The sequence below is a fragment of the Variovorax sp. GW823-FHT02B07 genome (genome assembly GCF_058797695.1).
Genome location: NZ_JBXAJX010000003.1, coordinates 160,263 through 181,527, shown reverse-complemented (window position 1 = coordinate 181,527; position 21,265 = coordinate 160,263). Strand labels below are relative to the sequence as shown.

At 68.8% G+C, this 21,265-nt stretch carries 20 protein-coding genes; 6 read left to right on the top strand and 14 right to left on the bottom strand.

Annotation, left to right across the window (positions count from 1 at the left end; all coding sequences use genetic code 11):
* Nucleotides 1–24: 24 nt before the first annotated feature.
* A complete protein-coding gene (locus AC1RGU_RS18590; RefSeq protein WP_095949624.1) occupies nt 25–999 on the top strand; it encodes a tripartite tricarboxylate transporter substrate-binding protein in 975 nt (324 codons plus the stop codon).
* Between the two features lie 282 nt (nt 1,000–1,281).
* A complete protein-coding gene (locus AC1RGU_RS18585; RefSeq protein WP_492697278.1) occupies nt 1,282–1,695 on the top strand; it encodes a hypothetical protein in 414 nt (137 codons plus the stop codon).
* Between the two features lie 82 nt (nt 1,696–1,777).
* Here the strand turns inward: AC1RGU_RS18585 and AC1RGU_RS18580 are convergent, their stop codons facing one another.
* Nucleotides 1,778–2,434 carry an O-methyltransferase gene (locus AC1RGU_RS18580; protein ID WP_492697276.1) on the bottom strand — a complete coding sequence of 219 codons (657 nt, stop codon included), beginning with the start codon at nt 2,432–2,434 and terminating at the stop codon, nt 1,778–1,780.
* A gap of 81 nt (nt 2,435–2,515) precedes the next feature.
* Between AC1RGU_RS18580 and AC1RGU_RS18575 the strand changes: the two genes are divergently transcribed.
* Entirely contained in the window at nt 2,516–3,148 is a 633-nt protein-coding gene (locus AC1RGU_RS18575; RefSeq protein ID WP_492697274.1) for a TetR/AcrR family transcriptional regulator, read from the top strand.
* A 50-nt stretch (nt 3,149–3,198) separates the two neighbouring features.
* On the opposite strand, the gene AC1RGU_RS18570 is transcribed toward AC1RGU_RS18575, so the two are convergent.
* From AC1RGU_RS18570 to AC1RGU_RS18560, 3 genes are all read right to left on the bottom strand, one after another.
* Entirely contained in the window at nt 3,199–4,356 is a 1,158-nt protein-coding gene (locus AC1RGU_RS18570; RefSeq protein WP_307694872.1) for an alpha-hydroxy acid oxidase, read from the bottom strand.
* 136 nt (nt 4,357–4,492) lie between these two features.
* On the bottom strand, nt 4,493–5,386 hold the full coding sequence (locus AC1RGU_RS18565; protein ID WP_307694871.1) for a LysR substrate-binding domain-containing protein: 894 nt from the start codon (nt 5,384–5,386) through the stop codon (nt 4,493–4,495).
* Between the two features lie 30 nt (nt 5,387–5,416).
* Nucleotides 5,417–5,998, bottom strand: coding sequence for a TetR/AcrR family transcriptional regulator (locus AC1RGU_RS18560; protein ID WP_159273148.1), 582 nt, complete (start codon nt 5,996–5,998; stop codon nt 5,417–5,419).
* Nucleotides 5,999–6,085: 87 nt separating this feature from the next.
* Between AC1RGU_RS18560 and AC1RGU_RS18555 the strand changes: the two genes are divergently transcribed.
* Together AC1RGU_RS18555 and cynS are read left to right on the top strand one after the other, a co-directional pair.
* Nucleotides 6,086–6,508 carry a nuclear transport factor 2 family protein gene (locus tag AC1RGU_RS18555; RefSeq protein ID WP_095746511.1) on the top strand — a complete coding sequence of 141 codons (423 nt, stop codon included), beginning with the start codon at nt 6,086–6,088 and terminating at the stop codon, nt 6,506–6,508.
* A gap of 73 nt (nt 6,509–6,581) precedes the next feature.
* The gene (gene cynS / locus AC1RGU_RS18550; RefSeq protein WP_095746510.1) at nt 6,582–7,025 is read left to right on the top strand and encodes a cyanase; all 444 of its coding nucleotides are present in this window, start codon (nt 6,582–6,584) and stop codon (nt 7,023–7,025) included.
* Nucleotides 7,026–7,039: 14 nt separating this feature from the next.
* Here the strand turns inward: cynS and AC1RGU_RS18545 are convergent, their stop codons facing one another.
* The 5 genes from AC1RGU_RS18545 to AC1RGU_RS18525 all read right to left on the bottom strand — a co-directional run bounded on the left by AC1RGU_RS18545 (nt 7,040) and on the right by AC1RGU_RS18525 (nt 11,916).
* A complete protein-coding gene (locus AC1RGU_RS18545; protein ID WP_062478031.1) occupies nt 7,040–7,804 on the bottom strand; it encodes an SDR family oxidoreductase in 765 nt (254 codons plus the stop codon).
* 157 nt (nt 7,805–7,961) lie between these two features.
* On the bottom strand, nt 7,962–8,498 hold the full coding sequence (locus AC1RGU_RS18540; RefSeq protein WP_492697271.1) for a hypothetical protein: 537 nt from the start codon (nt 8,496–8,498) through the stop codon (nt 7,962–7,964).
* A 23-nt stretch (nt 8,499–8,521) separates the two neighbouring features.
* On the bottom strand, nt 8,522–9,127 hold the full coding sequence (locus AC1RGU_RS18535; protein ID WP_492697269.1) for a Pr6Pr family membrane protein: 606 nt from the start codon (nt 9,125–9,127) through the stop codon (nt 8,522–8,524).
* A 17-nt stretch (nt 9,128–9,144) separates the two neighbouring features.
* Nucleotides 9,145–9,495, bottom strand: a complete 351-nt coding sequence (locus tag AC1RGU_RS18530) for a DUF1161 domain-containing protein (protein WP_492697267.1) — start codon at nt 9,493–9,495, stop codon at nt 9,145–9,147.
* 186 nt (nt 9,496–9,681) lie between these two features.
* On the bottom strand, nt 9,682–11,916 hold the full coding sequence (locus AC1RGU_RS18525; protein WP_492697265.1) for an NADP-dependent isocitrate dehydrogenase: 2,235 nt from the start codon (nt 11,914–11,916) through the stop codon (nt 9,682–9,684).
* Between the two features lie 167 nt (nt 11,917–12,083).
* On the opposite strand from AC1RGU_RS18525, the gene AC1RGU_RS18520 reads away from it, so the two are divergent.
* Nucleotides 12,084–12,890: a hypothetical protein gene (locus AC1RGU_RS18520; RefSeq protein WP_492697263.1), complete on the top strand. Its 807-nt coding sequence runs from the start codon at nt 12,084–12,086 to the stop codon at nt 12,888–12,890.
* Between the two features lie 19 nt (nt 12,891–12,909).
* On the opposite strand, the gene AC1RGU_RS18515 is transcribed toward AC1RGU_RS18520, so the two are convergent.
* The 5 genes from AC1RGU_RS18515 to AC1RGU_RS18495 all read right to left on the bottom strand — a co-directional run bounded on the left by AC1RGU_RS18515 (nt 12,910) and on the right by AC1RGU_RS18495 (nt 21,204).
* Nucleotides 12,910–14,226, bottom strand: coding sequence for a CynX/NimT family MFS transporter (locus AC1RGU_RS18515; protein WP_492697261.1), 1,317 nt, complete (start codon nt 14,224–14,226; stop codon nt 12,910–12,912).
* The gene (locus AC1RGU_RS18510; protein WP_095949614.1) at nt 14,223–14,903 is read right to left on the bottom strand and encodes a FadR/GntR family transcriptional regulator; all 681 of its coding nucleotides are present in this window, start codon (nt 14,901–14,903) and stop codon (nt 14,223–14,225) included. The genes AC1RGU_RS18515 and AC1RGU_RS18510 overlap by 4 nt, the downstream gene beginning before the upstream one ends.
* Before the next feature lie 112 nt (nt 14,904–15,015).
* Entirely contained in the window at nt 15,016–16,488 is a 1,473-nt protein-coding gene (locus tag AC1RGU_RS18505) for a TPM domain-containing protein (RefSeq protein ID WP_492740803.1), read from the bottom strand.
* Nucleotides 16,485–18,716 carry a penicillin-binding protein 1C gene (pbpC, locus tag AC1RGU_RS18500; RefSeq protein WP_492697257.1) on the bottom strand — a complete coding sequence of 744 codons (2,232 nt, stop codon included), beginning with the start codon at nt 18,714–18,716 and terminating at the stop codon, nt 16,485–16,487. The genes AC1RGU_RS18505 and pbpC overlap by 4 nt, the downstream gene beginning before the upstream one ends.
* A gap of 85 nt (nt 18,717–18,801) precedes the next feature.
* On the bottom strand, nt 18,802–21,204 hold the full coding sequence (locus AC1RGU_RS18495) for an ATP-binding cassette domain-containing protein (RefSeq protein WP_492697255.1): 2,403 nt from the start codon (nt 21,202–21,204) through the stop codon (nt 18,802–18,804).
* Nucleotides 21,205–21,265: the final 61 nt, after the last annotated feature.

Genomic DNA, 21,265 nt, shown 5'->3' with positions numbered 1-21,265 from the left:
TTTTTGACCTTGACGGAGATCTCCATGAAAAAACTGTTCGCCCTCGCGGCGCTGGCCCTGGCTGTGTGCGCCCACGCGCAAGACTTTCCCGCGGGCAAGCCCGTGACCATCGTCGTGCCCTTCGCGGCCGGCGGCCCGACCGACCGCGTGGCGCGCGACCTCGCCGAGGCGCTGCGCAAGCCGCTGGGCGGCGCCAGCGTCATCATCGACAACGTGCCCGGCGCGGGCAGCTCCATCGGCGCGGCCAAGGTGGCGCGCGCCAACCCCGACGGCTACACGCTGCTGCTCAACCACATCGCGATGGCGACCGTGCCGACGCTGGTGCGCAACGTGCCGTTCAAGGTCGAGACCGACTTCGAGTACCTGGGTATCGTCAACGACGTGCCCATGACGCTCATCGCCAAGCCCAGCCTGCCGGCCACCAACTACAAGGAACTGACCGCCTGGATCGCCGCCAACAAGGGCAAGATCAACCTGGGCAACGCGGGCATCGGCTCGGCCTCGCACCTGTGCGGTTTGCTCTACCAGAGCGCCACGAAGACCGAGATGACGCCCGTGCCCTACAAGGGCACGGCGCCCGCCATCACCGACCTGATCGGTGGCCAGATCGACCTCCTGTGCGACCAGAGCACCAACACCTCGCCGCAGATCGAGGCGAAGAAGGTCAAGGCCTATGCAGTGACCACGCCCAAGCGCCTGACCACGCCGCTCTTGAAAGACCTGCCCACGCTCGACGAGGCCGGCCTGAAGAACTTCCAGGTGACGATCTGGCACGGCCTGTACGCGCCCAAGGGCACGCCCGCGCCGGTGCTCAAGAAGATCAGCGATGCGCTGAAGGCAGCACTGAAGGACGCCGATTTCATCAAGCGCGAGGAAGCGCTCGGCGCCGTGGTCGCCACCGACGGCCGCATCGAGCCCGAGGGGCACAAGAAGTTCGTGGCGGCGGAGATCGCGAAGTGGAGCCCGATCATCAAGGCGGCGGGGGTGTACGCGGACTGAGTTTGTCGGCTGGCGTCAGCCGCCCGGTGCGACGGACTCTCCGCTCCATCGGACGCGCGACGCCTGCAGGTGATGCCGCATGGCCGCGGCTGCCACTTGCAGACCGTGTCTCACCAGCGGGAGATAGATCGTCTCTTGTTTCACGAGCGCCGCTTCCCGGGCCTGCGGGTTTTCCGTGCGTTCACTCATGTGCGGCGAGATCGGGCTGTGCACGCGCAAGTTGGGGCACCTGCCAATGGGTCACGCTATGCTGTCGCCCCTATAACCAGGAGCGAAGAGCGAATGAAATCTCGTTGGAAGATCTGGGCCTCGATCACGGCCTTGATGGCGATATCGGGCTGCACGCAGTATCCGATCGCAATGACGGCTGAGACGTTCGAGACCATCATCGAGGGGCGCTATGACCCGAGCAAACAAGGGCTTCTCGCCGACTGCATCTTCGATGGATGGGACACGGTGATGAATTACGCAGCGTTTTCTCAGGCAAGGCTCGTCAAGCGTGCTTGGGGCTACCGGGTAGATTCCATCTCAATGACCAACAAGCTGATGGCTGCGGAATTGCGAGACGATGGAATCGTCACCATCTCGCGCATGAAGGAGCGGCGCATGGTCACCACGCTGGTACCTGAGACCACCGCCGCAACCGCTTGCCTCACTCGCTATGGCGCGACCTTCACGAAGGTCGGAGGCCCGTAGGATCACGAGAGACCATCGAGCTGCCGACGGGCCCTCGTGCTTTCATTGCAATCTCTCTTCGATGGAGGTTGCGAGAAAGACCTCACCCCAACCGCATCGACAACTCCACATCACCGCCGAACGGCACCGACAGGTACCCGCTGTCAGGCGAGCGCACGCGCGCCAGGTATTCCGGGCTGTGGTCGGCGTTGTCCGCCACGATCAGCGCGCCCGGCCGCAGGCGCGGTTCGACCAGCGCCAGCACGTCGGGGTAGAGCGCCTTCGCGCCATCGAGCAGCAAGAGGTCGATGGAGGCTGGCAGGTCGACCGCCAGCGTCTGCAGCGCATCGCCTTCGCGGATCTCGACCAGGTCGGACACGCCGCCTTCGGCCAGGTGCGCGCGCGCCCTGGCGACCTTCGAGGGCTCGAACTCGCTGCCGATCAGGCGGCCGCCGCCGTTGTCGCGCAGCGCCGCTGCCATGTACAGGGTGGACAGGCCGAAGGAGGTGCCGAACTCCACGATGTGGCGCGCGTTCGTGCTGCGCGCCAGTTGGTACAGCAGCACGCCGGTCTCGCGCGACACCGGCAGCCACAGATCCTTGAGCCGGCTGTAGAGCGCGATGTACTCGGTCTTGCTGTGCATCAGCCGGTGGCGTTCCTCCGGACTCACGTCGGCGATGGCCGGACTGGTGGCCGCGCTGGCCTCCTGGAACAGGCGGTCCAGCAAGGGCGCCAGGGGTGCGGTGGTCAAGGTGGTCACGGGGTTCTTTCGTGTGAAAAGCAGATGGGAAATACTATGAAGAACCCTTCATGTTTTCCATTCGCGTTCCGCCACGCTCCCATGACCGACCGCCCGAGCCCCTCGATCTCCTCTCGCAGACAGCCCAAGCAGGCGCGCTCGGCCGACCTTCTTGGGGCCATTCTTCAGGCCGCTGTTCAGGTTTTGGCGAAAGAGGGCGTGCGCCGCTTCACGACGACGCGCGTCGCCGAAAGGGCGGGCGTGAGCGTCGGGTCGGTCTACCAATACTTCCCGAACAAGGCGTCGATCCTGTTCCGTCTGCAGAGCGATGAATGGCGGCAGACGACGGAGATGATGCGCGGCATCCTCGGGGATACGCAGCGGCCCGCACTCGAGCGCCTGCGCCTGCTCACGCACGCCTTCGTCCGCTCCGAGTGTGAAGAAGCCGACGTGCGAACGGCGCTCGACGACGCTGCGCCGTTCTATCGCGACGCACCCGAGGCACAAGAGGTGCGCGCTGCTGGCGACGAGATCGTCCGCGTGTTCATGCAGCAGGCGCTGCCAGCGGCCTCCGACGCCACGCGCCAGATGGCAGGCGACCTGATCGTGGCGACGCTCAGCGCAGTGGGAAAAGAGTTCTCCGAGCGTCCCCGCACCGACGCCGAGATCGAGGCCTGGGCGGATGCGATGGCCGACATGTTCTGCGTCTACATGGAAAGCCTCGCGTCGCGCTGAGCACTCCGCCGCCGCATCGGCCCGCCCTCGACGAGGTCTTCAGCCGCCTGTCAGAACGTCCCCGGCAGCAGGATGTCCGACTTCACATCGTCGATCTGCGTGCGACCGCAGAAGGCCATCGTGATGTCCAGTTCCTTGTGGATGATCTGCAGCGCGCGCGTCACGCCTTCCTGGCCGTAGGCGCCCAGGCCGTACAGGAAGCTGCGGCCGATCAGCGTGCCGCGCGCGCCCAGGGCGCGGGCCTTGAGCACGTCCTGGCCGCTGCGCACGCCGCCGTCCATCCACACTTCGATCTGGCTGCCCACGGCGTCGGCGATGGCCGGCAGCGCGGCGATGGAGGAGGGCGCGCCGTCGAGCTGGCGCCCGCCGTGGTTGGAGACGATGAGCGCGTCGGCGCCGCTGGCCACGGCCAGGCGTGCGTCTTCCGTGTCCATGATGCCCTTGAGGATCAGCTTGCCGCCCCAGCGCTTCTTGATCCATTCGACGTCGGCCCAGCTCAGGGCCGGGTCGAACTGCTCGGCGGTCCACGACGACAGCGACGACAGGTCTTTCACGCCCTTGGCATGGCCGGCGATGTTGCCGAAGGTGCGGCGCTTGGTGCCCAGCATGCCCATGCACCAGCGCGGCTTGGTCGCCAGGTTGATGAGGTTCTTGATGGTGGGCTTGGGCGGCGTCGACAGGCCGTTCTTGATGTCCTTGTGGCGCTGGCCGAGGATCTGCAGGTCGAGCGTGAGCTGCAGCGCCGACACGTTGGCGGCCTTGGCGCGGTCGATCAGGCGTTCGATGAAGTCGCGGTCCTTCATCACGTAGAGCTGGAACCAGAAGGGGTGGCGGTCGGTGTTTTCGGCAATGTCTTCCAGCGAGCAGATGCTCATGGTCGAGAGCGTGAACGGAATGCCGAAGGCCTTGGCCGCGCGCGCGCCCAGGATTTCGCCGTCGGCGTGCTGCATGCCGGTCAGGCCCGTGGGCGCGATGGCCACGGGCATGGCCACCTCCTGGCCGATCATGGTGGTGCGGGTGGAGCGGCCTTCCATGTTCACGGCCACGCGCTGGCGCAGCTTGATCTTCTGAAAATCGCTCTCGTTGGCGCGGTAGGTGCCCTCGGTCCAGGCGCCGGAATCGGCGTAGTCGTAGAACATCTTCGGCACGCGCCGCTGGGCGATCGCCCGCAGGTCTTCGATGCAGGTGATCTTGGAAAGGTCGGGCACGGGGGAGTCTCCTGGCTGGTGTTATGGGGGCGCGGCGCGCTGCAGCCCATGCGGGCCACGGCAGCGCCGGGGGTCGAGTCTGCAGGGGAAACGCGCCGGTCACCTGAAAAAAGCCCACACCCCGGCTGAAAATTATTCAGCCCGGCTCGCGCAGCGCCTGGCGCAGCCATTCGACGAAGGTGGCGCATTCCCAGCGCTCCATGGTGCCGGGGCGCCAGCACAGGAAGTAGGCGTTGGGCGAGGGCGCGCTGTGCGGCGATAGGCGCACCAGCCGGCCGTTGTCCAGCCAGGCGCGGCCCAGCCGCAGGTGCATGAGCACCACGCCGAAGTCTTCGGCGGCTGCATCGAGCGCCAGCCCCAGGTCGTTGAACTGGTGGCCCACGGCCGGCTCGGGCAGGCCGATGCCGCAGGCCTTGAACCAGATGCGCCACGACTCCAGCGGCGTGCGCAGCATCTGCACGCGCGCCACCTCGGCATCGGTCGAGAAGTGCTGCTCGAAGGGCCCGTGTCGCTCCAGGTAGGCCGGGCTGCACACCGGCGAGACGTCGTCGGCCAGCAGCTGGCAGAACTCGCGGTCGTGGAACGGGCCGGTGCCGAAGCGCAGCTCGATGTCGGCGTCTTCGGCCGTGAAGTTGCGCACCGGCATGGTCACCTGCAGCATCAGCTCGATGGTCGGGTAGGCGTCGCGGAACTCGGCCAGCCGGGGCAGCAGCATCTGGCGCGAGAAGGTGGGCGTGACCGCCACGCGCAGCCGCCGCACCTGCGACGCGGGCTCGCGCCCCGGCACCTGCTGCAGCGCCGCGATGGCCTCGCGCACGCGCGCCAGGTAGGCCACGCCGTCGGCGCTCAGGCCGAAGTCGTTGCCCGTGAAGAGCTTGAGCTCGAGCTGCGTCTCGAGCTGGCGGATGCGGTGGCTGACCGCGCTGGGCGTCACGCTGAGCTCTTCGGCCGCCACGTTCACGCTGCGCAGCCGCGCGACGGCCTCGAAGGCCTGCAGGCCCTGGGTCGAGGGAAGTCGCGTCGATGCCATGTGTTTTGGGAAGGAGTGAGCGATGCGATGTTATCGAAGGGCGACCAGCGCATCGAGCAGCCGCCGCAGGTCGTCGACCGCCTCGCGCGCCAGCGCCGCATCCCCCATCTGCGCCTTGACGATGGCGCCGTCGACGCCCAGGGCGGCCGCCTGTGCAATGGCCATGCGCTGCGGGCCGTCGGGCAACAGGCCGGCGATCACCTCGACCATCTCGCGCTTGTGCTCGCGCGCGATGTCGGCGGCACCGGCCACGCTGGCCCCCACTTCCACCACCGAGTTGATGAAGGCACAGCCCCGAAACAGCGGGTCGGCGAACCACTCGGCCATCACGTCGGCCAGCACCGGCAGCGCCTGCCCCTGCGCGATGCGCTGCTGCGCGTCGCGCCGGCCCAGCGCATCGACGAACCAGGCCATCCACACGCCATGCCGATGGTCGAGAAAGGCGCGCACCAGGTCGTCCTTCGAGGGGAAGTGCCGGTAGAAGGTGACCTTGGTGACGCCCGACGCGGCGATCACGCGGTCGATGCCGGTGGCGCGGATGCCGTCGGCATAGAAGAGCTCGTGCGCCGTGAGCAGGATGCGCTCGCGCGCGGGCAGTGCAGAGATGTCCATGCGGCGATTGTAGGCATGTAGACAGGTCTGTCTACTCATGGCACATTGCGGGCCTTCATCACTTCATTTCTTGACTGAAAGACCGCCATGGAATCCCGCCCGCCGCTGCCGCCCTTCACCCTCGAATCCGCCCTCCAGAAAGTCCAGGCCGCCGAAGACGCCTGGAACTCGCGCGACCCCGTGCGCGTGAGCCTGGCCTACACGCCCGACACCGAATGGCGCAACCGCGCCGACTTCGTCAACGGCCGCGCGCAGGTGGTGGCGTTCCTGTCGCGCAAGTGGGAGCGTGAGCACGACTACCGCCTGAAGAAGCAGCTGTGGGCCTTCATGGACAACCGCATTGCGGTGCGCTTCGAGTACGAATGGCACGACGCCGCGGGCCAGTGGTTCCGCAGCCATGGCAACGAGAACTGGGAGTTTGCGCAGAACGGCTTGATGCAAAGGCGCTACGCGAGCATCAACGACCAGCCCATCGCGGAGTCGGAGCGCAAGTTCCGCTGGGAGCGCTGAGGCGCAGGGGCCGACAACGGGCATGCCTGTTGCTTGCCCTGTCGCATCCCTTCATACCCAGGAGCCAAGCCGCATGAACCGCAACGACGTCACCGAGAAGATCATCACCGTGAAGGTGTCCAAGGGCATCCAGTGGGCCGACGTGGCCAAAAAGGTCGGCCTGTCGAAAGAGTGGACCACCGCGGCTTGCCTCGGCCAGATGACGCTCGACGACAAGCAGGCCAAGGTCGTCGGCAAGATCTTCGGCCTCACGCCCGAGGAGCAGAAGTGGCTCCAGGTCGTGCCCTACAAGGGCTCGCTGCCCACGCCCGTGCCCACCGACCCGCTGATCTACCGCTGGTACGAGGTGGTGAGCGTGTACGGCACCACCATCAAGGAACTGATCCATGAAGAGTTCGGCGACGGCATCATGAGCGCGATCGACTTCAGCATGGACATCCAGCGCCAGCCCGACCCGAAGGGCGACCGCGTCAACGTGGTGCTGTCGGGCAAGTTCCTGCCGTACAAGAGCTACTGACGTTCGGCGTTCAGTCAGTACACCGGTGCCGCCGGCTTCGGCCGCGGCGTCGGGGCCGGGCGCCAGCCGGGGCCCGCCATGCCGTAGCGCGCGCCCTCGATCGCACCCGCAATGGCGCGCGCCACGCCGTCGACCGGCGTCGTCAGCCGCCGCCGCGTGCGCATGCGCTCGAAGGCGTAGCTGTCGGCGATGCGCTCGGCCAGCGGGTCGGCGGCCTCGGCCACGTCGGGGCTCACCAGCGAGACGTGCACGCGCCCCGCGTGTTCCCGCCGCAGCCCTTCGGAGATCGCCTGCACCGCGTACTGCGTGCCGTGGTACACGGCCGAGTCGGGCGTGGCGCCGCCCATGGCCACCGGCGCGACGTTGACGATGTGGCCCCAGCCCTGCTCCTGCATCGTGGGCAGCACGGCCGCCACGCCCAGCAGCATGCCGCGCAGGTTGACGTCGATCATCAGCTCCCACTCCTCGATCTTGCGCTGCCACAGCGGCGACAGCGGCATCACGCCGGCGGCGTTCACCAGCACGTCGATGCGGTCGTGCGTGTCGAGGGCGAACTCGGCAAAGGCCTCCATGTCGGGCCGGTGCGTCACGTCCAGCCGCCGGAAGCTCGCCGAGCCGCCGGTGGCATTGATCTCGGCCGCGAGCGCCGCGAGCCGTTCGGTGCGGCGCGCGCCGAGCACCACATGGGCGCCGCGCCGCGCGAGCCGCCGCGCCGTCGCCTCGCCGATGCCGCTGCTGGCGCCGGTGACGAGAACCACTGTGTCCTGGATTGCACTCATACAAAACTCCTCATGCGGGTCGATGCGCCATGGCGCGAAGGGTGCGCCGGGCATGGGGATGAGTCTCGGGGCGAAGGGGCCTGAGGCGGTATCCGGATCGAACGAGGTTTTTGCCTGATCCTGCGAAAACGTTGGGCGGCACCCGGCCGGGGCCGGATCACGAGGTGCGGGCTTTGGCTGGCACGCAGGGCAATTGGGCGCAGTGCTTGCGCACGGCCTCGACGATGGCGTCGATCTTCTGTTGTGCTTCGGTCGTGCGGAACGCCGCGCGACTGGCGCGCTTGGCCTGCGGCACATGGCCAACGCCCTGGTACACGTTCAGGAGCGTCAGGTTGGTGCAGTCGAAGCTCTGCAGCATCGCCTGGACCTCCTGGTTGAGCCAGCGCTCCATCTCGTTGATCCGGTCGATGCGCGTGCGGCGAAGCAACTCGTCGTCGGTGTAGTCGTCGAAGTGATCGAAGACGTAGGTGTAGTCGCGCTCTTCGTGATCGCTGAGTTCGTTGCGGATCTGGCTGTGGATGTCGTTGTACGAGAAGTGGTTGCCGCAGCGGGAGATCAGCGGGTTGCATCCCATGCGGTTGTCGCCGGTCTTGCCGACGTACAGCCGCGCGTCGTCTTGCGAGTGGGCAACGACAACGTAGACGGCGAAGCGGCGTTTGAGGCTTTCTCGATGCAGAGTGAAGACGTGGGTCATGGAATGAAAGTGATCGAACGGTGCTACAGGCCGCGCCGGCCCAGCCGGTTCCCCAACGCCAGCAGCCCCCATCCCGCCAACCCGAAGGTCAGCGCGATGCCTGCGGCGTAGAGGGCCACGCCGCCGTAGCCGTCGACGTTGGCAGGGTTGAGGAAAGGGTAGGGGTACCAGCCCGTGCGGCTGCCGCGCACCAGCGTGTAGACCAGGTAGGCCATCGGAAAGACCAGCGTCCACAGCAGATGCCGGCCGCCGAGGCGCGTGCGCGGCGGTTGCAGCAGCCAGTCGAGCAGCACGACGCACGGCATCACGTAGTGCAGCAGCGTGTTGATCCACGGCCGCAGCGCGCCGAGGTCGACGTCGCGCAGCAGCAGCGAGAAGACGATGCCGACCACCACCATGTTCACGGCCGAGATGGCGCGCAGCCCTTCGTCGGGCCCCGTGGACGCCGGCTGCCAGAGGCGGCGCGCGCCGAGCACCAGCACGATCGCCGCGAACAGGTTCGAGAGGTTGGTGAAGAAGCTGAAGAAGTTGACGACGTTGAAGCCCATGCGCACATGGATCGTCAGCTGCCAGCCGATCGCCGCCAGGGTCAACAGGCCGAAGAAGAGGCGCAGGGCGGGCCAGATCACGCGATGCTGCCCTCGGCTCAGGGCTTGCAGCTGCCGCCCATGGACACCGAGCCGTCCTTGCACTCGGTGAGCATCGGTTCGCCGCGCGGTGCGGGGGCTGATGGGGATGCAGGGGCCGGCGAGGCCGCGCCGCCTTCGCGCTGGTAGACGATCTTCTTGGTGCCGAGGTCGCAGCTGCCCACGACCTGTCCGCTTGCCGTGGCGGTGGCATCGACGGTGACGACGCTGAAGTTCGTCACGCCCGACGCGGCGATCTTGGCTTCGATCTCGGCGCGCAGCGTGTCGCAGTTGCTCTGGGCGTGGGCGCCGCCGGCGGCCACGAGCAGGGTCGAGGCGGCAGCAGCAGTCACAAGCAGACGGAGTTTCATGAGGGGCCTGCCTTTCTTTTCTCTTGCAGTGGAATGGGGGCGGGGGAATCGGCGTCTAGTTTCGCGCTGCGCGGCAGCAGACGCAAAGACAAACGCAAAAACAAACGGCCTGCCGCGTGAGCGACAGGCCGTTGGTGTGGGGGCTTCCGGGTCAGTGCAGACCCGGAAGACGCAGGCGCAGCGGGATCAGGCCGCCGGTGCCAGCGCCGCGTTCAGCGTGGCGCTCGGGCGCATCACGGCTTCGTACTTCTTCGGGTCGGCCAGGTAGTAGCCGCCGATGTCCACGGCCTTGCCTTGCACGGCCGCGAGTTCGTCGACGATCTTCTTCTCGTTGGCGGTGAGCGTCTCGGCGAGCTTCTTGAACTTGGCCTGCAGGTCCTTGTCCTCGGTCTGCGCGGCGAGCTCTTGTGCCCAGTACATGGCCAGGTAGAACTGGCTGCCGCGGTTGTCCAGCTGACCGGTCTTGGGCGACGGGTTCTTGTTGTTGTCCAGCAGCTGGCCGGTGGCGGCGTCGAGCGTCTTGGCCAGGATCTTGGCTTGCGCGTTGCCGGTCTTCAGGCCCAGGTCTTCCAGGCTCACGGCCAGCGCGAGGAATTCGCCCAGCGAATCCCAGCGCAGGTGGTTTTCTTCCACCAGCTGCTGCACGTGCTTGGGGGCCGAGCCGCCCGCGCCGGTTTCGTACATGCCGCCGCCGGCCATCAGGGGCACGATCGACAGCATCTTGGCCGAGGTACCCAGTTCCATGATGGGGAACAGGTCGGTCAGGTAGTCGCGCAGGATGTTGCCGGTGGCGCTGATGGTGTCCAGGCCGCGCACGACGCGCTCCAGCGTGTAACGCATGGCGCGCACCTGGCTCATGATCTGGATGTCCAGGCCCGTGGTGTCGTGCTCATGCAGGTACATCTTGACCTTGGTGATCAGCTGCGCCTCGTGCGGGCGGTAGGCGTCGAGCCAGAACACGACCGGCATGCCGGAGTTGCGTGCGCGGTTGACGGCCAGCTTCACCCAGTCGCGAATGGCGGCGTCCTTGACCTGGCACATGCGCCAGATGTCGCCTTGCTCCACGTCTTCGCTCATCAGCACTTCGCCGGTGTCCAGGTCGGTGATGTTGGCCACGCCGTCTTCGGGGATCTCGAAGGTCTTGTCGTGCGAGCCGTACTCTTCGGCCTTCTGGGCCATGAGGCCGACGTTGGGCACGGTGCCCATGGTCTTGGGGTCGAAGGCGCCGTGCCACTTGCAGAAGTTGATGATCTCCTGGTAGATGCGGGCGAAGGTCGATTCGGGCATCACGGCCTTCACGTCCTTCAGGCGGCCGTCGGCGCCCCACATCTTGCCGCCGTTGCGGATCATGGCGGGCATCGAGGCGTCCACGATCACGTCGTTGGGCGAGTGGAAGTTGGTGATGCCCTTGGCCGAGTCGACCATGGCCAGCTCGGGGCGGCCTTCGTGGCAGGCGTGCAGGTCGCGCTTGATCTCGTCCTGCGTGCTCTGGGGCAGCGTGGCGATCTTGTTGTACAGGTCGACCATGCCGTTGTTGACGTTGATGCCCAGCTCGTCGAACAGCTTGCCGTGTTTCTCGAAGGCTTCCTTGTAGAAGATCTTCACGCAGTGGCCGAACACGATGGGGTGCGAGACCTTCATCATCGTGGCCTTGACGTGCAGCGAGAACATCACGCCGGTCTTGTGCGCGTCTTCGATTTCCTTTTCATAGAAGGCCAGCAGGGCCTTCTTGCTCATGAACATGGAGTCGATGATTTCGCGGTCGAGCAGTGCGACCTTGGGCTTGAGCACGATGGTCTTGCCGCTCTTGGTGAGCAGTTCCATCTTGACGTTGCGGGCGCGGTCCAGCGTCATGGACTTTTCGCCGTGATAGAAGTCGCCGCCGTGCATGTGCGAGACGTGCGAGCGCGAGGCCTGGCTCCACTCGGCCATGCTGTGCGGGTTCTTGCGGGCGTATTCCTTCACGGCGCGGGGCGCGCGGCGGTCGGAGTTGCCTTCGCGCAGCACGGGGTTCACGGCGCTGCCGGTGCACTTGTTGTAGCGCGTGCGGATGTCCTTGTCCTCGTCCGAGGTCGGGTTCTCCGGGTAGTCGGGGATCTTGTAGCCCTTGCCCTGCAGTTCCTTGATGGCCGACTTGAGCTGCGACACCGAGGCGCTGATGTTGGGCAGCTTGATGATGTTGGCTTCGGGCTTGAGCGTGAGCTTGCCCAGTTCGGCCAGGTTGTCGGGCACCTTCTGGTCGTCGCTCAGGAACTCGGGGAACTCGCCCAGGATGCGGGCGGCCACCGAGATGTCGCTCGTCGTCACGTTGATGCCGGCCGGAGCCGTGAAGGCGCGCACGATGGGCAGGAAGGCGTAGGTCGCCAGCAGGGGCGCCTCGTCGGTGAGGGTGTAGACGATGGTGGGTTGCTTCGTGCTCATGCGCTTGCTTCCGTAGGTTCTGGGTTGTCGAGAGGGCTGAAATTTCATTGGGCGAAATGGACTTTCGCCGGAGCCCCCCATTGTCGCCCGGTCGGGCCGGGGCGCGGCCGGAGAAACCCCGATGACCCCTCTGCCAGGGCTTCGCGCGATGGCTACCATTGCGCCCCATGAAAAAGCTGCCTCTTGCCGGGATCGTCGGTCTTCTCGCGGCGCTGCCGGCCGGCCCCCTGCTCGCCGCGCCTGCCGCGCAGGTCTTCGTGGCTGTCAAGACGCCCGAGGCCGTCGATGCCATGTGGCGCGCCCACCTGTGCGCCTTGCTGCCCCAGCCCTGCGATGCGCGGGCGCTGAAGCTGCACCGCCCGCGCGACGGCGGCGCACCCGGCGACTATCTGCTCACCTCGGAAAAGCCCTTGGCCATGGCCCGCCTGAAGCGCGACGCCGGCGCCGACACCTGGCAGCTCGCGCAGCTGCACGACTTCTCGACCTACGTGGCCTCGCAGCAGCGCGACCGCCCCAGCGACCACCCCGAGCTGCACCTGGCCCTCGCGCCGGTGCTCTACCCGCTGGCCGAAGGCCGCTGGGCCGTGGCCGTGACCCAGCACGAATCGGAAAGCTATTCGGGCGGCGGCGCGTCCTATGTGACGGCCGACTTCGTGCCGCTGGACACGCCGCCCGGGCAGCGCGCCAAGGCCGCGCGCGAGAGCATCCCGTACTGGTGCTCGCGGTCGATCCGCGCCTGCTTCAGCGAGAAGGAATACAAGACCTCGAAGCACTGCCACGACGAAAGCCGCGGCAGCCTGCGCATCGCCTACGACGCGCCGGCGAAGGCCGGTGGTCCGTATGTGTGGCGCTACACCTGGCTGCAGAGCGAATGGCCGGCGCACACGGGGCCGGCCGGCAACAAGCGCACCAGCGTGGACTTTACGGACGACAGCGCCCGGAAGCCGACCGCCTGCGACGGCGGGCTGCAGTAGGCAGGCAGCAGACTGCGGCTCAGTGCCGCGGTACCGTCACCGCACCCACGTGCAGCGTGCGTCCCGCGCCCAGCCCCGCCATGACCAGCACCACGCCCAGGCCGACGAACAGCCACGCCGAGGCGTGGAAGCTGCCGGTCCAGCCGTGCAGCAGCCCGGCCAGCAGCGGGCCGAAGGCCGCCACCATGTAGCCCACGCCCTGCGCCATGCCCGACAGGTGCGCGGCAATGTGCGAATCGGGCGAGCGCAGCACGATCATCGTGAGCGCCAGCGCGAAGGTGCCGCCCTGCGAAATGCCCAGCACCACGGCCCAGGTCCACATGCCGCCGGGGGCGTCCAGCGGCGCGAACAGCATGGCCAGCATGGCCGCCACCGTCATCGCCGACAGCACCACCGCCAGCGCGCGCTGGTTGCGCAGCTTCACGGCCAGCGCCGGCACCACGAGGCAGGTCACGACCTGCGTCATGACCGACAGCGACACCACGTAGCCGGCCATTTCGCCGCTGAGCCCGCGCTCGCGCAGGATCGGCGCCAGCCAGCCCATCACGATGTACGCCAGGGCCGACTGCAGCCCCATGAAGAAGGTCACCTGCCAGGCCAGCCGGTCGCGCCACAGGCCGCGCACGGTGAAGCCCGATTCGCTCGCCACCGGCTTGAGCGGCAGCGCCTGCGGCGCCCAGATGAACGTGACCAGCGCGGCCGGCACGGCCCACATGGCGAGCGCCAGCGTCCAGCCGCCGCCCAGCGCGTGCTCCAGCGGCACCGTCAGGCCCGCGGCGCTGGCGGCGCCGCCGCAGACGGCCATGGTGTACAGGCCCATCATCAGCGCAGCCTGCTTCGCGAAGTCGCGCTTCACCAGGCCCGACAGCAGAACGTTCGACACCGCGATGCCGCTGCCCGCGATGGCCGAGGCCAGGAACAGCAGCGGGATGTTGCCGGTGCCGCGCAGCACCGTGCCCACGCCGATCAGCACCATGCAGCCCAGCAGCGTGCGCTCGGTGCCGAAGCGGCGCCCGAGCCAGGGCGCCATCGGCGCGAACACGCCCAGGCAGACGATCGGCAGCGTGGTCAGCAGGCTGGCGGCGGTGGCCGACAGGCCGGTGGCGCGGATGATTTCCGGCAGCACCACCGACAGGCTGGCGAACACCGGCCGCAGGTTGAAGGCGATGAGCACCACCGTCAGGCCCAGCAACAGCCGGCGGCCCCGGCTGGGCGTCGGCGTGGGGCGCGGCGCGGGCAGGCTGTCGACTTCGGCGTCGATCAGCAGTTCTTCGGCGCCCGATGGCGCCGCCTGGGTGCGCGCAGCAACACCCGTGGGCAAGGTCATGGAGTTCATGCGGTGCCCAGTGCGAGCGCGTTGAGCGTCGGCGCCATCAACTCGCGCACGGCGGCGGCGGCGCGCTCGGGGTCGCGGCTGGCAATGCCTTCGACGATGGCGCGGTGCGCCGCCTCGTCGGGCTCGGGCAGGCTGGCGCTCAGCGTGCTGGCGATGGTTTCCTTGATGTAGCCGGTGATGAAGCGGCAGGTCTCGACCAGCGCCAGGTTGCCCGACACATCGACGATGGCCAGGTGGAAGGCCAGGTCGCGCTCGATGAAGGCCGCGCCGCCGTCGGCCAGGTCGGGCTGGCCGCGCTTGTCGAGCAGGGCGTTCAGCCGGCGCAGGTCTTTCGCGGTGTGGCGCACGGCGGCGAGCCGGGCGGCCTCGACCTCGAGCGCGCGGCGCACCTCGAACTGGTCGCGCAGGCTGGCCAGGCGCAGCTTCTGCAGGCTGGCCGAGGGGTCGAAGCCCGAGCGCACGTACGTGCCCGAACCCTGCCGCACCTCGAGCAGGCCGCGCGACACCAGCGTCTTCACCGCCTCGCGCACCGTGCCGCGGCTCACGCCCAGCAGCTGCGCCAGCTGGGGCTCGATCGGAATGCGCGAGCCGATGGGCCAGCGGCCCGCCGCAATTTCGGTACGGATGCTGTTCGCGGCGGCGTCGGCCAGGGAGGTGCGGGGCGGTTGGACGAGCATGGGATCAGGGCGGCTTATTCATTGAATGATTGGATGAATTTAACCACTGTTAAAAAGACGCGGTCGGCGGGAGGGGCATGAAGGCGGCGCGGCGGGTGTCCGGCCGCCCGCTTTACCAGCTGCCCGAGGCGCCGCCGCCGCTGCTCGAACCGCCGCTGTCCGAGGAGGAGGACGACGACGAGGAAGACGATGATGAACTGCTGCTCCAGCCGCTGTCGTCGTCGTCGCTGCTGCCCGATTCCCAGACGCCGGGCGGCAGGAAGCCGATCAGCATCGAGAAGAACGCCGCCAGCGCGATGGGAATCCACGAGGTGTCCGGCACCGGGCCGGGCGAGGTGATGTGGAACACGTAGCCGCAGATGCCCGCCACGATGACCAGCCGGACGAGGAAGCTGACCACGCTGCGCTGGAAGGTGTTGACCATGCAGCGCACGATGATCACCGCGAACAGCGTCACGCCGCCGAGGCACAGCGCCCACAGGAAGCCCCACCAGAAGCGGTCGGCGCCGACCGTCCACGCGATGGCGACCAGCGACGCGATCACGAGCACGAAGCCGCCCATGAAGATGGCGGCCGTGCGCGACATGCCGCAGAGAAAGCCCAGGCCGTAGCCGAAGATCGCCGGCATCGCCAGCACCAGCGCGATGGCCGGATTCAGCAGCGCCGCGCCGGCCGCCAGCGGGCCGGCCCCGAGCAGGCCGAGCATCAGGCGCAGGTCGCGCGGGGCAGGACGCGCACGCGCCGGTTCGGGCTCGATCGCCGCCAGGGCGTCGGCCCAGGGTTCGGGGCGCGCGCTGCCCTTGCGCTGGCCCTTGCGTTGTTTCTCTTCGGCACGCCGCGAGGCCGAGCTGCCGCGCGTCGTGTCGCGCGGGACGCCGCGGCCGTGCCAGATGCCCAGGCCTAGGCCCCACAGCACCACGCCCATCAGGCCCCAGCCCTCGGGCGTGACGTGGCCGCCGCTCGTCAGGCTGGTGACTTTCTCTTCGTCGGGTGCGGCGGCGCGGTCCACGACGATCTGCTGCGACTCGGGCGCGACAACGCCCACCTCGCCGTCGAGCAGCCGCGCGAGCGCGCCCACGGCCGCCTGCACGCCGCCGGCGAAGTCGCCCTCGCGAAAGCGCGGTGCCATCTCGCGGTCGATGATGCGGGCCGCCTGGATGTCGGTCACCGTGCCTTCGAGCCCGGTGCCGACCTCGATGCGCATGCGGCGGTCTTTCTGCGCCACGAGCAGCAGGATGCCGTCGTCGGCGTCGCTGCGGCCCAGCCGCCACTTCGCGAAGACGCGCGTGGCGTAGCTCTCGATGGTGTCCTCGCCCGTGGTCGGCACGATGAGCACGGCGAGCTGGGCCTGGGTGCGGCCCTGGATGTCGGCGATCTGCGCGCGCAGCGCCTCGGCCTCGCCGGGCGGCAGCGCCTGCGCGAGGTCGACCACGCGCGAGCTCATCGGCGGCACCGGCACGGGCTTGGCCTGCGCGGTACGCGGGCCGGCCAGGCACAGCACCAACAGCAGCAGGCCCAGGCACAGCGACAGCCAGCGGGGCATGGACAGCGTCGCGTTCGTCGGCGCACTCGTCGGCGCGTTCATCGGCGCGCGCCCTTCGCCGCCACCACGCCCGCGCCGCGCACCTCGACCCGGCGCTGGTCGACCACCTTGCCGCTGGCGTCCACCAGCTCGATCAGGTGCCGCCCGGGCCACGGCAGCCACTGCGCGCTGTTGCCGCGCGCGTGGAACTTGCCGTCGATGCGCCACTGCACGCCGCGCCCTTCGGACTCGAAACGCACGCGCTGGCGCTGCGGTGGAATGTCGGGGTCGAGCGCCAGGATCGTGCCGTCGGCCGGCGCCGTGATGCGCGCCGAGGCGGCGTCGCTCGCCATGCCGGTGTCGAGCGCGAACAGCGGCTGCTCGGTGCCCTGCAAGAACCATTCGCTGCGCGCCGCTTCGAGCGGGCTGCCGTCGGCGCCCGGGCCGAAGCTCACGCGCGCCTCGACCAGCCCGGCGGGCGGCGCGGGCGCGCGGCTGGGTTCGCGCGCGTGCAGGAAGCGCATCACCTCGGCCCACACGGGCGCGGCGCCGCTGGTGCCGCTCACGTCCCACATCGAGGCGCCGCTGGCGTTGCCGACCCACACGCCGACCGTGTAGCGCTGCGACCAGCCCACGGCCCAGTTGTCGCGCATGTCTTTGCTGGTGCCGGTCTTCACGGCGGTCCAGAAGCGGGTCGAGAGGATGCTGTCCAGGCCGAAGGTGCGCGTGCGCGCGTTCGGGTCGGAGAGGATGTCGCTGACGATGAAGGCGGCGCGCGGGTCGAGCAGCGGCGCGGCCTCTGCGGGCTTCGCCTTGCCAGCCGGCACAGGCGGGCGCGGCGTGAGCGTGGTCGCGCCGAAGCGTCCGCCGTTGGCCATCATGCGGTAGGCATTGGTCAGCGACAGCAGCGACACCTCGGCGCTGCCCAGCGCCAGGCTGTAGCCGTAGTAGTCGCCGCTCTCGCGCAGCGGCAGGCCGGCGGCGCGCAGTTCGCGCGCGAAGGCCTCGGGCGACACCATCACCAGCGTGCGCACGGCCGGCACGTTGAGCGAGGCGGCCAGCGCGGTGCGCGCCGACACCGGGCCCTTGAAGCGGCGGTCGTAGTTCTGCGGAATGTAGAGGCCGCTGGCGGTGCTGATCTGCGCCGACGAGTCTTCGATGAGCGAGGCCGCCGTGATGCGCTTTTCGGCCAGGGCCTGCGCGTACAGCAGCGGCTTGAGCGTGGAGCCGGGCTGGCGCAGCGCGGTCACGCCGTCGACCTCGGCGGCCTGGCTCAGCGGGCCCGAGGAGCCGACCCAGGCCAGCACCTCGCCGCTTGCGTTGTCGAGCACCACGAGCGCGCCGTCTTCCACGTGGCGGTCGCGCAGTTCGCGCAGGTGGCGTTGCAGGCTGTCGAGCGCGTAGCGCTGCAGCGGCGCGCGCAGCGTGGTGCGCACGCTGGTGGGCGCGGTGGCTTTTGCATCCCCGGCATCACGCAGCTCGCGCAGCACCCGCCGCGCGGCATGCTGCGCGATGCCTTCGTTGGGCTCGAACGCACGCCGCTGCACCACCGCGCTGGTGAACATGTCGAGTGCCTCGCAGTCGGTCCTGGCGCCGGGCTCCATCACGCGCAGCACCTCGCAGGCGCGCTGCGCCACCAGCGCGGGGCGGGCGTTGGGCGCGCGCACCAGCGCGGCGGCCACGGCGGCCTCGCGCGCGTCGAGCCCGCTCGGGGCCTTGCTGAAGAGCGTGCGCGAGAGCGCGTCGATGCCGACGATCTCGCCGCGGAAGGGCACCGTGTTCAGGTAGGCCTCGAGGATCTGGTCCTTGCGCCAGCGGCGCTCCAGCTGCGTGGCGGCCACGGTCTGGCCGATCTTCTGCGTGAAGCTGCGCCCGCCCGCCGCGCGGCGCAGGTCGTCGTCGAGCAGGCCCGCCAGCTGCATGGTGATGGTCGAGGCGCCGCGCGTGCGCGTGTTCCACAGGTTGCCCCAGGCCGCGGCCGAGGCGGCGCGCCAGTCGACGCCGCTGTGTTCGTAGAAGCGCTTGTCCTCGCTCAGCACCATGGCCGCGCGCAGCGCGGGCGACACGTCGGCCAGCGCGGTCCACTGGCCGCGCCGCACCGTGGGGTCGGTGCGCACGCGCTGCAGCAGCTCTCCCTGGCGGTCGAGCACGGCGGTCTCGGAGGAACGGAAGTCGCGCTTCACCTCCTCGAAGCTGGCCAGCGCCCAGGCGGAGGGTGCAGCGGCTGCCGTCAGCAGGACCACGGCCAGGGTGTGCCGGGCGGTGGAAGAAAACGAGAACGCAAGAGGCATCGCAGCAGACGGGGCCGCGGGGCGGCAGGCAAAGCGGAGACGGCCCATTCTCCGCCATGCCTTGCGGGGCTCGTCCCCGGGCGCGTCAGGTGCCGACGTACGCCGCGAGATGCTGTCCTGTGAGCGTGGCGCGCTTGGCGACCAGGTCGGCCGGCGTGCCCTCGAAGACCACGCGCCCGCCGTCGTGGCCGGCGCCGGGGCCCAGGTCGATGATCCAGTCGGCGTGCGCCATCACCGCCTGGTGATGCTCGATGACGATGACCGACTTGCCCGCATCCACCAGCCGGTCGAGCAGGGCCAGCAGCTGCGCCACGTCGGCCAGGTGCAGGCCGGTGGTCGGCTCGTCGAGCACGTACACGCCGCCCTTCTCGGCCATGTGCGTGGCCAGCTTGAGCCGCTGTCGCTCGCCGCCCGACAGCGTGGTGAGCGGCTGGCCCAGGCTCAGGTAGCCCAGGCCCACGTCGGCCAGGCGTTGCAGGATGGCGTGCGCGGCCGGCGTGCGCGCCGGGCCCTCGCCGAAGAAGGCCGTGGCTTCGGTCACCGGCATCGCGAGCACCTCGCTGATGTCGCGCCCGCCGAAGCGGTGTTCGAGCACCGAGGCGTGGAAGCGCTTGCCCTCGCACTCTTCGCAGATGGTGGCCACGCCGGCCATCATCGCCAGGTCGGTGTAGATCACGCCCGCGCCGTTGCAGGTGGGGCAGGCGCCCTCGGAGTTGGCACTGAACAGCGCCGGCTTCACACCGTTGGCCTTGGCGAAGGCGTTGCGGATCGGGTCGAGCAGGCCGGTGTAGGTGGCTGGGTTGCTGCGCCGCGAGCCGCGGATGGCGCCCTGGTCGACCGCCACCACGCCCGCGCCGGCGGGAATCGATCCGTGCACCAGCGAACTCTTGCCCGAGCCCGCCACGCCGGTCACGACCACCAGCACGCCCAGCGGAATGTCGACATCGACGTTGCGCAGGTTGTGCGCCTTGGCGCCGCGGATCGGCAGCGCGCCGGTGGGCTGGCGCAGCTTTTTCTTGAGCGCGGCCCGGTCGTCCAGGTGCCGGCCCGTGAGCGTGCCGCTGGCGCGCAGCGCTTCCACGCTGCCCTCGAAGCAGACCGTGCCGCCCGCCGAACCCGCGCCGGGGCCGAGGTCGACGACGTGGTCGGCGATGGCGATGGCCTCGGGCTTGTGTTCCACCACCAGCACCGTGTTGCCCTTGTCGCGCAGCCGCAGCAGCAGCTCGTTCATGCGCTGGATGTCGTGCGGGTGCAGGCCGATGGTGGGCTCGTCGAAGACGTAGGTCACGTCGGTGAGCGAGGAGCCCAGGTGACGGATCATCTTCACGCGCTGCGCCTCGCCGCCCGAGAGCGTGCCCGAGGGGCGGTCGAGGCTGAGGTAGCCGAGGCCGATCTCGACGAAGGAATCGAGCGTGTGCGCCAGCTTGGCCAGCAGCGGCGCCACCGAGGGCTCGTTCAGGCCGCCGACCCACGTGGCGAGGTCGCTGATCTGCATCGCGCAGGCCTCGGCAATGTTGAGCTTCTTGATGCGCGACGAACGCGCCGCCTCGCTCAGCCGCGTGCCGCCGCAGTCGGGGCAGGTGGTGAAGGTCACGGCCCGCTCCACGAAGGCGCGGATGTGCGGCTGCATCGCCTCGACGTCCTTGGCCAGGAACGACTTCTGCACCTGCGGAATGAGGCCCTGGTAGGTGAGGTTGATGCCGTCGATCTTGATCTTGGTCGGCTCCTTGTGGAGCAGGGCGTCGAGCTCCTTCTTCGTGAACTTGCGGATCGGCTTGTCGGGGTCGAAGAAGCCGCAGCCGTTGAAGATGCGCCCGTACCAGCCTTCCATGCTGAAGCCCGGGATGGTGAGCGCACCTTCGTTGAGCGACTTGCTGTCGTCGTAGAAGGCGGTGAGGTCGAAGTCGGTGACCGCGCCCCGGCCTTCGCAGCGCGGGCACATGCCGCCGGTGCGGCTGAAGGTCTGCTTCACGGTCTTGCTGGCGCCGCGCTCCACCGTGATGGCGCCGGTGGCCTTCACCGAGGGCACGTTGAACGCGAAGGCGCTGGGCGAGCCGATGTGCGGCTTGCCCAGGCGGCTGAAGAGAATGCGCAGCATCGCGTTGGCGTCGGTCGCGGTGCCGACGGTGGAGCGCGGGTCGCCGCCCATGCGCTCCTGGTCCACGATGATCGCGGTGGTCAGGCCGTCGAGCACGTCGACCTCGGGCCGCGCCAACGTCGGCATGAAGCCCTGCACGAAGGCGCTGTAGGTTTCGTTGATGAGCCGCTGTGACTCGGCCGCGATGGTGCCGAACACCAGCGAACTCTTGCCCGAGCCCGAGACGCCCGTGAACACCGTGAGCCGCCGCTTGGGCAGCTCGACGCTGATGTCCTTCAGGTTGTTCACGCGCGCGCCCTGCACGCGGATGAGGTCGTGGTGGTCGGCGGCGTGCCTGCCGTTCGCGTCCTTCGTGCTCTTTGTTTCCTTCTTCGGGGCCTTGCTGCTCATCGGGTCTTTCTCTGGAAGGGACACGGGGCCGCCACGACGGCGGCGCCCGTGCAGGAGGTCA